Source organism: Streptomyces sp. NBC_01622 (assembly GCF_045209635.1).
In the GTDB taxonomy this organism is placed as follows: Bacteria; Actinomycetota; Actinomycetes; order Streptomycetales; family Streptomycetaceae; genus Streptomyces.
Genome location: NZ_CP109293.1, coordinates 10,213,606 through 10,229,151, shown reverse-complemented (window position 1 = coordinate 10,229,151; position 15,546 = coordinate 10,213,606). Strand labels below are relative to the sequence as shown.

General features: G+C 71.3%; 2 protein-coding genes. Both read right to left on the bottom strand.

Annotated features, from left to right (window positions below; genetic code table 11):
* Positions 1 to 4 precede the first annotated feature (4 nt).
* A complete protein-coding gene (locus OH768_RS47285) occupies positions 5 to 7,756 on the bottom strand; it encodes an amino acid adenylation domain-containing protein (protein WP_406463189.1) in 7,752 nt (2,583 codons plus the stop codon).
* Between the two features lie 11 nt (positions 7,757 to 7,767).
* On the bottom strand, positions 7,768 to 15,531 hold the full coding sequence (locus OH768_RS47280) for an amino acid adenylation domain-containing protein (RefSeq protein ID WP_406463187.1): 7,764 nt from the start codon (positions 15,529 to 15,531) through the stop codon (positions 7,768 to 7,770).
* Between the last annotated feature and the right edge of the window lie 15 nt (positions 15,532 to 15,546).

Sequence of the window (15,546 nt, the reverse complement as noted above, 5' to 3'; positions counted from 1 at the left end):
CGGGTCACTCCTCTACGATCATCTTGCGCAGGCTGGGACGAAGGGGAACAGCGGATTCCTCCGACCACGCGGCGAGCGCGGAGACGGTCGGCAGGTCGAAGATCTTGCGGATGGGTATCTCTATCTCCAGCTCGGCGCGGGCGCGGGTGATCAGCCGGGTGGCGAGCAGGGAGTGCCCGCCGAGCGCGAAGAAGCCGTCGTCGACACCGATCCGGTCCACGCCGAGGACCTCGGCGAACAGCTTGGCCAGGGCCTTCTCGCGGGCGGTGACGGGTGCCCGGAAGGGCGTGGTGGGGGTGAGGTCGGGGGTGGGCAGGGCCTTGTGGTCGAGCTTGCCGTTGGGTGACAGCGGCAGCCGGTCGAGCGGGATGTAGGCGGTGGGCACCATGTAGTCGGGCAACCGGTCGGCCAGGTGGTCGGCGATGTCGGCCGGGTTCGGTTCGCTCTCGCCGTCGACGGGGACGAGGTAGGCGGCCAGGTAGCGGGTGTCGCCGGCCTGCCGGGCCACGACGGCGGCCTGGGCGATGTGGGGATGGGCCGTCAGGGCGGCTTCGACCTCGCCGGGTTCGACGCGGTAGCCACGGATCTTGACCTGGGTGTCGATGCGGCCCAGGTGGTGCAGTTCGCCGTCGGGGGTGAGGCTCGCGAGGTCGCCGGTGCGGTACATGCGGGTGCCGGGAGGCCCGTAGGGGTCGGCGACGAAGCGGTCGGCGGTCAGGGCGGGTTGCCCCTGGTAGCCGCGCCCGGCGCCGGCCAGGTAGAGCTCGCCCGGCGTGCCGGGGGGCAGCAGTGTCAGGCCGGGGCCGAGGACGTAGGCGCGCACGCGGGGGAAGGGACGGCCGATGGGCACGTCGGGGGCGTAGGGCCGGTCGGGGTCCAGGAGGTGGGCGGTGGCGTAGAAGGTCTCGCTGGGGCCGTAGCTGTTGATGACGCGGGCCTGTGGCCAGAGGGCGCGCACCCGGTTCGCGAGGGCCGGGGTGAGCACTTCGCCGGAGATGTTCAGTGCCGTGGGCCGGATGCGGTCGCGGAGTTGGTCGACGAGTTCCGCGAAGGCCGACGGCACCGAGCAGATGACGTCGATGTCCCAGGTGTCGCGTTCGGCCAGTTCCAGTACGTCGCGCACGATCTCGACGCTGCCGCCTGTGGTAAGCGCGGAGAACAGTTCGAAGGTGGCGACGTCGAAGCCGAACGAGGCGGCGAGCAGGACCCGCCGGCCGGATTCCATGCCGGCGTGTTCGGCCAGGGCGTCCACGGCGTCGACGACGGTGGCGTGGGTGACGCTCACGCCCTTGGGCACGCCGGTGGAGCCGGAGGTGTAGACGACGTAGGCGAGGTTCTCGGGGCGGGCCGTCGGGCGCGGCACGGTGTCCTGAGGGGCGGCCCTCAGGTCGAGGTCGTCGAGGACGAGGACAGGGATGTCGGTGGCGGGGACGAGTGCGCGGGTGTCGCCGTCGGCCAGCACCAGGTGCGGACGGGCGACGGGGAGGATGCGCGTGAGGCGGGCGCGGGCGTAGGCGGGGTCGACGGGCAGATAGGCTCCGCCGGCCTTGAGGATGCCCAGGAGTGCCACCGTCATGGTCGCGGTGCGGGGCAGGACCACGCTCACCACGGTCTCCGGGCCCACCCCGCGCGCGACCAGTTCGACCGCGAGCCGTTCGGCACGGGCGTCCAGTTCGGCGTACGTGAGGGACTCTCCGTCGGCGACCACGGCGATGGCGTCGGGGGTGCGCGCCGTCTGTGCATCGACCCGCGCGGTGATCGTGCCGTCTGCGGTCGGGACGCCCCGGTCGGTGGCGTCGGCCAGGATCCGCTTGCGTTCGGCCGGTTCCAGGACGTCGAGTCCCGCGACCTTCAGCTCCGGGTCGGCGGCCAGTTGCCGCAGGACGCGCACGAGACGGGCCGCGTACGTCTCCACGGTGTCGCGGTCGAAGGCGCCGGGCGTGTACTGGAGGATCAGTTCGAGGTGCGGGTCGACCGCCGCCGCCAGGCACAGGGGGTAGTGGTTGCCGGCGGACGGGCGGAAGCCGGTGAAGGTGATCCCGTCCGCGGCGTCGCTGGCCGCGCTGAGGCCCTCCCGGTCAATGGGGTACGACTCGAAGACGACCAGGGTGTCGAAGAGGGACTGGAGTCCGGCCGCCTGCTGGATCTCCGCGAGCCCGTAGTAGTAGTGGTCCGCGAGGGCGGCCTGTCGGCTCTGGAGTCCGGTGAGGACCTCGGCGACGGTGTCTCCGGGCGCGTAAGTGACCCGTACGGGAACGGTGTTGATGAACATTCCGACCGTCGACTCGACATCGGCCACCGCGGGCGGGCGTCCGGAGACGGTGGCGCCGAAGACCACATCCTCGCGGCCGGTGAGCCGACCGAGCAGCAGTGCCCAGGCGCCCTGGATCAGGGTGTTGACGGTGATGCCCAACTCGGCGGCACGGCGGCGGAGTTCGTGCGTCTCCTCGGGCGGGAACGTGATGTCGACCTGGTCGCGGTCCTCGGCGTCCGTGCCCGCGGAGTCGGGGGCGAGCAGGGTCGGCCCCTCGATCCCTTCGAGTGCGGCCGCCCATACCCGTCCGGACTCCTCGTGGTCCTGGTGGGCGAGCCAGGACAGGAAGTCGCCGTAGTCGCGAGTGGCGGGCAGGCCGGCCGGGTCGCCGCCGGAGGCGTAGAGCAGGAGCAGGTCCCGCATCAGCAGGGGCGTTGACCAGCCGTCGAAGAGCATGTGGTGGGCGGTCAGGACGAGTTCGGGCCGGTCGGGTGCGAGGACGACGAGTGCCAGCCGGAACAATGGTGGGGTGGCCGCGTCGAAGTGGGCGGCGCGGTCCTGCGCCAGGAACCGCTCGAAGGCCTCGGTGCGCTCCGGCTCCGCCAGCGCGGTCAGGTCGAGGTACTGCCACGGCAGGGTCACCGCCTCCGGCACCACCTGGACGACATCGCCGTCCGCCCGGTCGACGAACGCCGCGCGGAGGCTGGCGTAGCGCCCCACCAGCGCCTGTCCGGCCCGGCGCATCCGTTCCGGGTCGACATCGCGGGAGAGCTGGAAGGCAAGCTGCACGTGGTAGGGGTCGTACGACGACGCTCCGGCCAGCAGGGTGTGGAAGTGGATCCCGGACTGCGCCGGGGTCGCCGGCCACACCTTGGACAGTTTGCCGAAGCGAGCCTCCCAGGCGTCGATCTCGTCCTGGTCGACGTCGACCAGCGGGGCGTCGGTCGGGGTCAGGCCACCGGCTCCGGGGGTAAGGGTGTGCCGGGCCAGGGCGGTCAGCGCCTGGACCCACAGTGCGGCCAGCTCGCTCACCTCGTCGCGGGCAAGCAGCCCGGTCGGGAAGCCGAAGTACGCGGTGAGTTCGTCGCCGTCGGGGCCCGCGGCGGCCACCGCGTTGATCTCCAGCGCCGACTCCACCGGCATGTCCGCGTCCGGCGCGGCGATCAGGTCCCGGTGCGTGGTGTCGGGGGCCCAGCCCAGGCCGCGCAGTGCCTCGGGGATGTCCGCGCCGGAGGACCTGCCGAGGTAGTTGAATCCGATCTGCGGTTCCGGGAGTTGGGCCAGTCGGGCCGCGGTCTCCGGGTTGAGGTGGCGCAGCAGGCCGTAGCCGATGCCGTTGTGGGGAACCGCCCGCAGCTGCTCCTTGACCGCCTTGACCGCCCGGCCGGCGGCCGGGCCGCCCGCGAACGCGTCCGCCTCGTCGATGCCGGCCAGGTCGAGGCGCACCGGGAACATCGCGGTGAACCATCCGATCGTGCCGGACAGATCCGCGCCGGGTGCCAACTGCTCGTCCCTGCCGTGCCCTTCGAGCCTCACCAGCGTCGAGGTGGCGGACACGCCCCGCGTCCGGCGCCAGCGGGTCAGGGCGAGGGCCAGGCCGGTCAGCAGTCCGTCGTCGACACTGCCGCGGAAGACCGCGGGCACCGTGTTCAGCAGCGTTTCGGTGACATCGGCGGGCAGGTGGACGCGCACGGTGTCGGCGGTGGCCGCGACATCGCGCGTCCGGTCCAGCTCCCGTGCTCCCAGTACGGGCTCGTCCTCGCGCAGGATCCGCTGCCACACGGGGAGTTCGGCCACCCGCTCCGGGGCCGTGGCCTCGTCGGCCAGGGCGTGTGTCCATCGGCGCAACGAGGTGCCCACGCCGTACAGAGCCGGAGTACGGCCGTCCCGTACCTGTTGCCAGGCGGAGACCAGGTCCGGGACCAGGATCCGCCAGGACACGCCGTCCATGGCTAGGTGGTGCACGACGATCAACAGGCGGTTCTCTCCCACATGGGAGGTGAACCACACGAACTGCGCCATGACACTCGCGTCCGGGGCCAGTCGGCCGGCGGCCGCGTCCAGTTCGGCGGTCAGGTCGGCGTCGCCGTACGGGACCTGCCGTAGCAGGGTGTCGGCGTCGACGCTGCCAGGCGGCTCCGTCCACAGGCCCGGCCGTGCCCGGTCGAGCCGGGAGCGCAGGGCATCGTGCTGGTCCAGGACGGCTTGCAGGGTCGCGACCAGTCCCGCACGGTCGATGCCGTCGGGCAGGGTCAGCATCGCGGACATGCAGAACCGGTCGACGCCACCACCGCGCGCCAGGACGTGGGCCGCCGTCGGCGGCAGCGGAGCCCAGCCGATGCCGCCGCCCGGCAGTTCGGCCAGGGTCGGGCGTTCCTCGTCCGCCCGTTCGTCCACCAGTTCCGCGAGCCGGCCGATCGTCCGGTGTTCGAAGATCTCCCGGGTGCTGACCACGATCCCGCGTGCCTTGGCCCGGGCGACGACCTGGATGGAGCGGATGCTGTCCCCGCCGCCGACGAAGAAGTCGTCGTCGACGCCGACCTGTTGGGCGTCCAGGACATCGGAGTACACCTCGGCCAGGACCCGCTCCGTCTCGCCGCGCGGCGCCCGGTATTCGACACCGGCGAACTCGGGCTCGGGCAGCGCGGCCCGGTCCAGCTTTCCGGTTACCGTCCGCGGCAGCCGGTCCAGGACCACTAGCAGGGTGGGCACCATGTAGTCCGGCATCCGCTCTGCCACGAAGCGCCTCAGATCCGGCACCGACACAGGGGACTGCGCGTCGGCCGCGGGCGTCACATAGCCGACGAGTCGGGTGGTGCCGGTGTGGTGGTCCTCCCATGCCGTGACGACGGTCTCGCCGACCGCGGGATGCCGGGCCAGGACGATCTCGATCTCGGTCGGCTCGACCCGGATGCCGTTCACCTTGATCTGGGTGTCGGCCCGTCCCTCGTAGCGCAGTTGACCGTTCCTGTCCCACTGGGCCAGGTCGCCGCTGCGGTACATACGGGCACCGGCCGGGCCGAAGGGGCAGGCGACGAACCGCTCGGCGGTCGCTCCGCCGCTGCCGTAGTAGCCGCGGGCGAGCGGGCCGGCGACGTACAGTTCGCCGATCACGCCGGGTGGGACCGGGGTCAGTTCCGGTCCCAGGATGTAGGTGCGCATGTTGGCGAGCGGGCGGCCGATCGGTGTCACGCCGGTCTCGGCCGAGCGCTGCGGGACCGGGAAGGCGGAGACGTAGAAGCTCTCGGTCTGGCCGTAGGCGTGGACGACCCGGACGTCCGGGAGTGCCTGGCGGACCTGGTGGATGACATCGCCCGTGAGGGGGTCGCCGCCGAGGATCGCGGTGCTCAGGTCGAGCTTCAGAGCGCCCGGCTCCTTGGCGAGGACGGGGCCGAGGAGTGCGGTGAACACCGAGGGCACGGCACAGATGGTGGTACCGGACCAGCTGTCGCGTTCGGCGAGTTCGAGTGCGTCGCGGACGATCTCGACGGTGGCCCCGGCCGCGAGCGCGGTGAAGATCTCGAACACGGAGACGTCGAAGTTGACCGAGGTCGCGGCGAGCATGCGGGATCCCGCCTCGACCTGGGCGATCTGCCGCGAGTACCAGACCCCGTTGGCCACGGTGGCGTGGGTCATGGCGACGCCCTTGGGCCTGCCCGTGGAGCCAGAGGTGTACATCACGTACGCCAGATGGTCCGGCTCGACACGGATGTCGGAGGCTACGACCAGGGGGGCGTCGGCGTCGTCGAGACGCAGGTCGTCGAGGCGCAGTACGGGCGGTCGGCACTCCGGAAGTGCCGGCGCCACCTGATCGTTGGTCAGCACCAGGACCGGATCGGCCGTGTTGAGCAGGAGGTCGACTCGCGCGGCCGGATGATCGGGGTCGATCGGCAGATAGGCGCCGCCGGCCATGAGCACGCCCAGCTGAGCGACCACCAGGTCCGCGGACCGCGGCAACGCCACGGCCACCAGCACGTCCGGGCCGACTCCTCGGTCCCGCAGCACCGCGGCCAGTCGGCCAGCGCGGGCGGTCAACTCCGCGTAGGACAGCTCGCTTTGGCCGGCCACCACCGCAGTCGCACCTGGTGTGCGCAGTGCCTGGGCGGTGACGAGTTCCGTCAGTGTCGCCCCGCGCGCCGGCGCCTCGGTCTCGTTCAGCCGTGCCAGCCAGTCCTGTTCGGCCTCACTGCGCACATCCACCGCACCCAGCCGGGTGCCGGGATCGGCGACCACCTGCCGGAGCACGCGCACATAGCGTTCGGCGATGCTCTCGGCCGTGGTGGGGTCGAACAGTTCCGTCGCGTACTCCAACTGGCCGAAGGCACGGCCGGATCCGTCCGGAATGATGTTGAAGAACAGGTCGAACCTCGCGGTGTCGGTGCCCGCCGGGACGGGGGTGACCCGCAGGTCCGGCATCTCGATCCCCTGCCACACGAACTGCCAGGCCAGCATCACCTGGAAGAGCGGGGAGTACGACACGGAGCGTTCCGGGTTGAGCATGCCGACCAGGCGCTCGAAGGGGACGTCCTGGTTGTCGTACGCGGCGAGGGCCTTGTCCCGCACCTGGTCCAGCAGATCGCCGAACGACGGGTTCTTCGACAGGTCGGCGCGCAGCACCCAGGTGTTGGCGAAGAACCCGATCAGATCGTCGAGTTGCTCGTCCGCGCGTCCCTCGATCGGGCTGCCGATCGTCAGGTCGTGACCGGCACCGAGGTGGTGCAGCAGCACCGCGAGCGCGGCCTGGGCGACCATCGGCGGTGTGGCACCGCGGTCGGCGGCCAACTTGCCGAGCCCGGCGAGCAGTTCGGGCTCCAGCTCGAACGAGACATAGCCGCCGTGATGGCCGGCGGGTGTCGGCCGCGGCCGGTCCAGCGGCAGCTGCACGGGTTGTGGTACCCCTGCCAATTCCGCGCGCCAGTAGTCCAGTTGGCCTGCGGCGATGCTCTCGGGGTCCGCTTCGTCGCCGAGCAGCTGGCGCTGCCACAGCGTGTAGTCCTTGTACTGCACCGGGAGCGGTGTCCAGCCCGGTGCGCTGTTCCGATGACGGGCCGAGTACGCGGACACCAGATCGCGGAGGAAAGGTGCCATCGACGCCCCGTCCGCGGCGATGTGGTGGAACACGAACACCACCACGTGTTCCTGCGGACCGAGGCGGAGCACGGCCGCGCGAAAGGGCGGCTCCCGGTCCAGGTCGAAGCCCTCGCAGGCGATTTCGTGCGTCACCGCGTCCACCGTGTCCGTGTCCACGTCGATGACCCGGAACGGGACGGGGGCCTCTTCCGGCGACAGGACCCGCTGCTCCGGCGTGCCGTCGGCGTCCTCCACGAACACGGTGCGCAGACTCTCGTGCCGGGTCGCGACATCCCGCACCGCCGCGGCCAGAGCCGCGATGTCCAGCGTCCCCTCCAGGCGCAGCACGAACGGGATGTTGTAGGTCGGGGACGGGCCTTCCAGACGGTAGAGAAACCACAGCCGGCGTTGGGCGAAGGACAACGGGATCATCGACGCTTCTCCTAAACGGTCATCTGACGCAGCTGGGGGCGTTTCGACACGGCCGACTCGTCGAGCCCAACCGCCAACTGGGCGACGGTCGGATTACGGAAGACCGTCGTGACCTTCACGTCGACGTTGAGTTCGTTGCGGATGCGGCCGATCAGCCGGGTGGCCAGCAGCGAATGCCCGCCGTGGCTGAAGAAGTCGACGTCGATACCGATCTCGTCCACGTCGAGAAGCTCGGCGAACAACCGGCAGAGGACTTCCTCCCTGTGGTTGCGCGGCCCCCGCCCGGTCGCGGCTTCGGCGTGGTCGGGCGCGGGGAGCGCGGCGCGGTCGAGTTTCCCGCTCGGTGTCGTCGGGAGTGCGGCGATCGGCACGATCGCCGAGGGGACCATGTACTCCGGCAGCTGCTCCCGGACCAAGTCCGTCAGGGCCTCCACCTCCAGGCCTGCAGGGCCGGTCCCGCCGCCGGGCACCACGTAGGCGACCAGCCGCTGGTCCCCGGCCCGATCCTCGCGGACCACGGCAGCCGCGTGGTCGACGTCGGGGTGCGCGGTCAACGCCGCTTCCACCTCGGCCAGTTCGACCCGGAACCCGCGGATCTTGACCTGGAAGTCGGAGCGGCCGATGTATTCGACCTGGCCGTCGTCGTTCCAGCGCGCCATGTCCCCGGTGCGGTACATGCGGGTTCCGGGTCTGCCGTAGGGGCAGGCGACGAAGCGCTGGGCGGTCAGGGCGGTCTGGCCGAGATAGCCCCGGGCCAGGCCGGTGCCGGCTAGGTACAGCTCGCCGGCGACTCCGGGTGCGACCGGGCGCAGGGCCGCGTCGAGGACGTAGACCTGGGTGTTCCAAACCGGTGTGCCGATGGGCACGGTGTCCGCGCCCGGCACGTGCTGCCATCCGGTGACCTCGACGGCAGCCTCGGTGGGGCCATAAAGGTTGTGCACGCCGCAGCCGGGCAGCAGGCCGACCGTCTTGTTGGCCAGTGCGGCCGGGAACGCCTCCCCCGCGACCTCGATCCAGCGCAGGCTCGTGCACTCCTTCGCGGCGGGCTCGGCGACGAACGCCTCCAGCAGGGAGGGCACGAAGTCCGCGCCGCTCACCCGCTCCCGGCGGACCAGTTCGGCGAGGTAGGCCGGATCGCGGCGCCCGTCCGCACGGGCGACCACCACGGCCGCGCCCACCTGGAGCGGGGCGAACAGTTCGGGAACCGACACGTCGAAGCTCGCCGAGGTGCTCAGCAGCACCCGGTCCTCGGCTCCGACGTCGAAGTGGGCCAGGCCCCACGCCAGCCGGTTCATGATCGACCGGTGCGACACCTGCACACCCTTGGGGCCGCCGGTGGAGCCGGAGGTGTAGATGACGTACGCCGCGTTGTCCGGCGCCAGCTCCCGCACAGGGTTGGTGCGCGGATACCCGGTCCCGTCCGGGAGTTCTTCGTCGAGGAGCAGCAACGGCCGTGCGCTGTCCAGGAGTTGGCGTACCCGGTCCTCGGGGAGGTCGGGATCCACCGGCAGATAGGCCGCGCCCGCCTTGACCACCGCGTAGATGGCCACCATCAGGTCCACCGACCGTGGGACCCGCACCGCGACGACCCGCTCGGGGCCCGCGCCCTGCTCGACCAGCCAGTGCGCGAGTTGGTTGGCACGTTGGTTGAACTCGCCGTAGGTCAGCCGCTCCTGCTCGCCGATCACCGCGACCCGCTCGGGATCGCGCTCCACCTGCGCCTCGAACGCCTCCGGCAGAGTCGTCTCGGCCACCGGATGTGCCGTGTCGTTGACGTCCCGGAGCAGCCGGTCCCGCTCCCGCGCCGACACCACCTCGATGGCACCGACCGGTGCCCTCGGGGCGGCGAGCACCTGTTCCAGCACCCGGACGAGCCGAGCGGCGATCGTCCCAGCGGCGTCACGGTCGTAGAGGTTGTTCCGGTAGTCGAGGGAGAGCCGCAGGTAGGGATCGGAGGCGTTGAGGGTGAGGGGGTAGTGCGAGCCTGCGAAGGGCCGGATGCCGTCGATCGTGAACCCCGCCGAGGTGTTCGCCTCCACGATGCCCGCGCGGTCGATCGGGTAGGACTGGAACACGACGATCGTGTCGAAGAGGGCGGGCATCCCGACACCGCGCTGAATGTCGGCCAGCCCGTAGTAGGTGTGGTCCAGCAGTGCGGTCTGCCGCTCCTGGAGTTCGGTGACGACGTCTGCCACGCTGCGGTCCGGTCGGCAACGCACCCTGATCGGCAGCGTGTTGATGAACAGGCCGACCATCTCGTCGGAACCGATCAGGCCCGGCGGGCGGCCGTTGACGGCAGCCCCGAACACGACGTCCTGCTGTCCGGTCAGCTTCGAGAGCAGAATCGCCCAAGCGCCCTGGAGGAGTGTGTTCAGCGTGACGCCGAGTTCCGCGGCGCGCCGGGCGAGTTCGCGTCCCTGGTCGATCGACAGCGGTACCTCCACCCGCCCGACCGCGGACGCCGTCTCCTTGAGGGGCGTGTTCGGGGCCACCAGGGTCGGCTGCTCGAATCCGGCGAGTTCGGCGGCCCACCGGGCGGCCGACACCTCCCGGTCCTGCGCGGACAGCCAGGCCAGGTAGTCGCCGTAGCCCCGGACGGGGGGAAGTTCCTCAGTGCCTGCGTACAGCCGGATCAGATCCGTGATGACCGACGGGGACGACCAGCCGTCGAACAGGGCGTGGTGGGCGGTGATGACGAGTTTCGACCGCTGCGGGCCGACGGTGATCAGGGCCAGGCGGATCAACGGAGGCCTGGTGGGATCGAGTTGGTCGGCCCGGTCCTCGGCGAGGAACCCGTCGAGTGCCGCGTCCGGATCGGCTTCGCCGTGGCCGGTCAGGTCGATGTGCCGCCAGGGCAGAGCGACGTGTTCGGCCACCACCTGCACCGGATCACCGCCGGCTCCGGTGAGGAACGCGGAGCGCAGGTTGGGATACCGGTCGAGCAGCGCTTGTCCGGCGGCCCGCATGCGCGCGGGGTCCACGTGCCCGGACAGATGCAGCACGAACTGCATGTGGTACACGTCGAAGGAGCCGTCGGCGAGCGCGGCCTGGAACAGGATCCCGAACTGGCCCGGGGCCTGCGGCCACACCTCGACCAGAGGGCCGTAGCGCGCCTCCCAGGCCTCGATCTCGTCCTGCCGCACCGGGACGAGCGGGGCGTCCGAGGGGGTCAGTCCGCCGATCTGCGGCTGTACCGCGTACGCGGCCATGCCGTGCAGCAACTCGACCCACAGCGCGGCCAGTTCGGAGGTCCGCTCGCGGGACAGCACCCCGGTGGGGAACATGAATGCCGCCTGGAGCCGGGGGCCGTCGGCGGTGTCCGTGATGGCCGCGCCGACCTCCAGCGCGGAGAGCGCCGGCAGGTCCGGGTCGGGTGCCGGGAACAGCTCGGCCGACCAGGAAGCCGGTCCCCATCCGTTCGCGCGCAGGTGTTCGGGCACGTCGGTGTCGGAGATCCGGCCCAGATAGTTGAACCCGAGCTGGGGGGCCGGCAGGTCGGCGAGCTGCGTGGCGGTCTCGGGGTTGAGGTGGCGCAGCAGTCCGTACCCGACGCCCTTGTCCGGGATCCCGCGCAGCTGCTCCTTGACGAGCTTGACGGCCTGCGCGACCGCGGGGCCACCGGTCACTACGTCGGCCAGGTCCAGCCCGCCGACGTCGATCCGAGCCGGGTACATGCTGGTGAACCACCCGATGGTCCGGGAGAGATCGGCACCGGGGACGACGTCCTCCTCGCGGCCGTGTCCCTCCAGCCGAATCAGCGTTGAGCGGTCGGCACCACGCCACCGAGCCACCGCCAGGGCGAGGGCGGCGAGCAGCACGTCGGTCCCAGTGCCCTTGAACGCCGCGGGAAGCCTGGTCAGCACCGCATCGGTGACGTCGACGGGCAGTTGCACCCGCACGCTGTCGACCGTGGACATCACGTCCACCGCGGGGTCGAACGCCCGCATTCCCAGCGGGGGGTCGGAGGCCTCCAACAGGTCGCGCCAGTAATGCAGTTCGGCCTCGCGCCGGGGGGAGAGCGCCTCGGTCTCCAGCGCCGCCGCCCAGCGACGGGCAGAGGTGCCGACGGCGGCCAGCTCGGGGGTCCCGCCGGACCGGATCTGCTGCCAGGCTTCGGCGAGGTCCGACATGAGGATCCGCCAGGAGACACCGTCCACCACGAGGTGGTGCAACACCACCAGCAGTCTGCCCGCACCTGCGGCCGGGGTGAACCGGACGAAGGCCGCCATGATCCCGGCCTCCGGGGCGAGTCGCCCGACGGCGTCGTCCAGTTCCGCCTGCGCCTTCGCCACCGAGGACGGCTCGTCCCACCGGCCGTCGCAGAGGACTTCGTGGATCAGGTCCGCCGCCCGTACGGCGTCTCGCGGCCGGACGACGAGAGAGGGCTCGGCGCCGCGCACCAGTTGGGCGCGCAGCAGGTCGTGCCGGTCGAACACAGCGTCCAGGGTGCTGGCAAGGCCGTCCGCGTCGATGCCGGCGGGGAGTTCCAGCACCATCGACATGGCGAACCGGTCCGTCCCGCCGCCGTGTTGGAACACCTGCCGGGCCACCGGTTGCAGCGGCATCCGTCCGATGCCGCCGTCCTCGTCCTCTGCGAGCGCGGGCAGCCGTTCCCGGCGGGCGGAGGCGACCTCGGCCAGCCGGGTCGCCGTACGGCACTCGAAGATCTCCCGCGTGGTGAGGTGCAGGCCCAGGGCACGGGCTCGGGCGACCACCTGGATCGACCGCAGGCTGTCCCCGCCCACAGCGAAGAAGTCGTCATCGGCACCGACCCGGTCCACACCGAGCACGTCCGCATACGCGGCGGTGACTATCTTCTCGGCCTCCGTGCGCGGCTCCCGGTAGGTCTCGCGCAGGAACTCCGGTTCGGGCAGGGCCGAGCGGTCCAGCTTGCCGGTGGGCCCGAGGGGCAGCCGGCCGAGGACCACGAAGGCCGAGGGCACCATATAGTCGGGCATCCGGGCCGCGACGAATTTGCGCAGTTCGGCGGCGGAGGCACCGGACTGCACGTCCACGTCGCCGATACCGCCGGCGCCGTCGTCGCCCACCGCTCCTTCGCCGGTGTGCACCACGTAGGCGACGAGCCGCCGTCCGCCCGAGGGCACCTCCCGGCTGATCACCACCGCCTGGCTGATCCCGGGGTGCGCCAGGCAGGCCGCTTCGACCTCGGCGGTCTCGATGCGGAAGCCACGCACCTTCACCTGGCCGTCGGCCCTGCCGACGCACTCCAGCTGACCCTGCGCGTTCCAGCGGGCCAGGTCGCCCGTGCGGTACATCCGCTCACCGGCGGGGCCGAACGGGTCGGCCACGTAGCGCTCGGCCGTCAGGCCCGGGCGGCCGTGGTAGCCGCGGCCCAAGCAGCGCCCCGCCACGAACAGTTCACCGACCACGCCCTGCGGCACCGGGGCCAGTCCCGGGCCCAGCACGTAGGCCCGCATGTTCGCCAGCGGGGTGCCGATCGGCGCGACCTCGCCGGCCGCCCATTCCTCGGACGCCGGGAGGGAGAACGCGGTGGCGTAGAAACTCTCGCTCTGCCCATAGCCGTTGACGATCTGCACCCCGGGCAGCGACTCGCGTACCTGCCGCACCAGTTGGGCCGGGAGCACGTCACCCGCGAAGACGACCGCGCGCACCCCGGTCGTCCTCTCCAAGTGGCCGACCAGTTCCCCGAACACTGAAGGGACCGCGCTGATCACCTGACCGTGCCAGGTGTCCCGCTCGCCGAGCACCAGCGTGTTCGGCGCCACCTCGACCGTGCCGCCGGTGGACAGGGTGGTCAGCAGCTCGAAGACCGAGACGTCGAAGTTCACCGAGGTGCCGGCCAGCATCCGCCACCCGGGCCGTGCGCCCACTACGCGGGCCAACTCCCGCACTCCGTTGACGACGTTGCGGTGGGTGATCGCCGCGCCCTTCGGCGTGCCGGTCGAGCCGGAGGTGTACATCACGTAGGCCAGGTTGTCCGGAGCGGCCGGCGAGAACCAGGCCGTGTCGTCGGGCGTTTCCGGGAGCGAGTCCCACTCCGCGCGCCGGTCGAGGTCGACAGCCGAGATGCCGTCCCGCGACAGGTCCTGCCACGTCTCTGTGTCGGTGACGGCGAAACGCGGCGCCGCTTCGGACAGCACGCTCTGCGCCCGCCCGCCGGCATGAAGGGGGTCCATCGGCAGGTATCCGGCACCGGACTTGAGGATCCCGAGCAGGCCGACCACCAGGTCCTCGGTGCGCGGCAGAGCCAGCACCACCAGGTCCTCCGGCCCGGCACCCCGCCGGATCAGCTCCCGAGCGACGCTGTTCGCCCGCTCGTCGAGCTGCCGGTAGGTCAGTGTCCGGTCCTCGCAGACGACCGCCGGGACGTCCGGCGTCCTGGCCGCCTGGCTCTCGAACAGTTCCGGGACCGTGGCATCGGACACCGCGGTCGCGTTGTCGTTGCACTCCGTGAGCAGCCGGTGCCGCTCGGCCGCGTCGAGCACGTCGGTACCGCCGATCCCGCGTCCCGGGTCGGCCACGAGCCGGCCCAGCACGCGGACGAAGCGGTGCGCGAGGCCTTCGGCGGTATCCCGGTCGAACAGGTCGGTGGCGTACTCCAGATGGCCGCCCGCCCCGCCCGAGGCATTGGGCACCATGTTGAAGAACAGGTCGAACTTGGCCGTTCCGGTTTCGAGGGCTTCGGCCTCGACGTGGAGGCCGGGGAGCTCCAGCGCCCCGACGGGTTCCTGCCAGGCGAGCATCACCTGGAAAAAGGGGTGATAGGCCGTGGAGCGGTCCGGGTTGAGCAGCTCCACCAGTCGCTCGAACGGCATGTCCTGGTTGTCGTAGGCGGCGAGGGCCCGGTCCCGTACCCGGCCCAGGAGTTCGAGGAAGGCCGGGTTCCCGGAGAGGTCGACGCGCAGGACCCAGGTGTTGGCGAAGAACCCGACGAGGTCGCGGAGTTCCTCGTCCGTGCGGCCCGCGATCGGCGCGCCTAGGGGCACGTCGTCACCGCAGCCGAGGTGGTGCAGCAGCACCGCCAGCGCCGCGTGCATGATCATCGAGACGGTGGTGTCCTGTTCGGCGGCCAACCTCTCCACGGCGCCGAGGAGTTCGGGGTCGACCGACAGCTCGACCAGGTCGCCGCGGTGGCTCATCGCCCTCGGGCGCGGGCGGTCCGTCGGCATGGCCAGCGGCTGGGCGAGATCGGCCAAGTTCTCTCGCCAGTAGGCCAGTTGCGCGGCCGCCAGGCTGTCCGGATCGGATTCGTCGCCGAGTACGTCCCGCTGCCACAGCGTGTAGTCCGCGTACTGCACCGGGAGCGGTTCCCAGACCGGGGCCCGGCCGTCCCTGCGGGCCGCGTAGGCCGTGGTGAGGTCGCGCAGCAGCACCCCGAGGGACTCCCCATCCATCGCGATGTGGTGCACCACCAGCACCAGGGTGTGGTCCTGCGGTCCGCACCGCACGAGCCTCGCCCGGATCGGTACGTCGCCGGCCAGGTCGAAGGGCCGCGCGGCCAGTTCGTGGACGGTCGCGGCCCGTTCCTCCGCCCCGACCTCGACGACCGGCAGCCCGAACGGCTTCTCGTCGTCCGTCAGCACCTGCTGGTGCGGAACGCCCTCGTCGTCCTCGACGATCACCGTTCGGAGGATCTCGTGCCGGTCGACGACATCGCGGAACGCCGACTCCAGCGCGCCCACGCCCAGTTCACCGGTCAGCCGCAGGCCGAAGGCGGCGTTGTAGGTCGGGGACGGGCCCTCGAACCGGTCCACGAACCACAGTCGGCGCTGCGCGAACGACAACGGGATCATTCTGTGTCTCCAAAT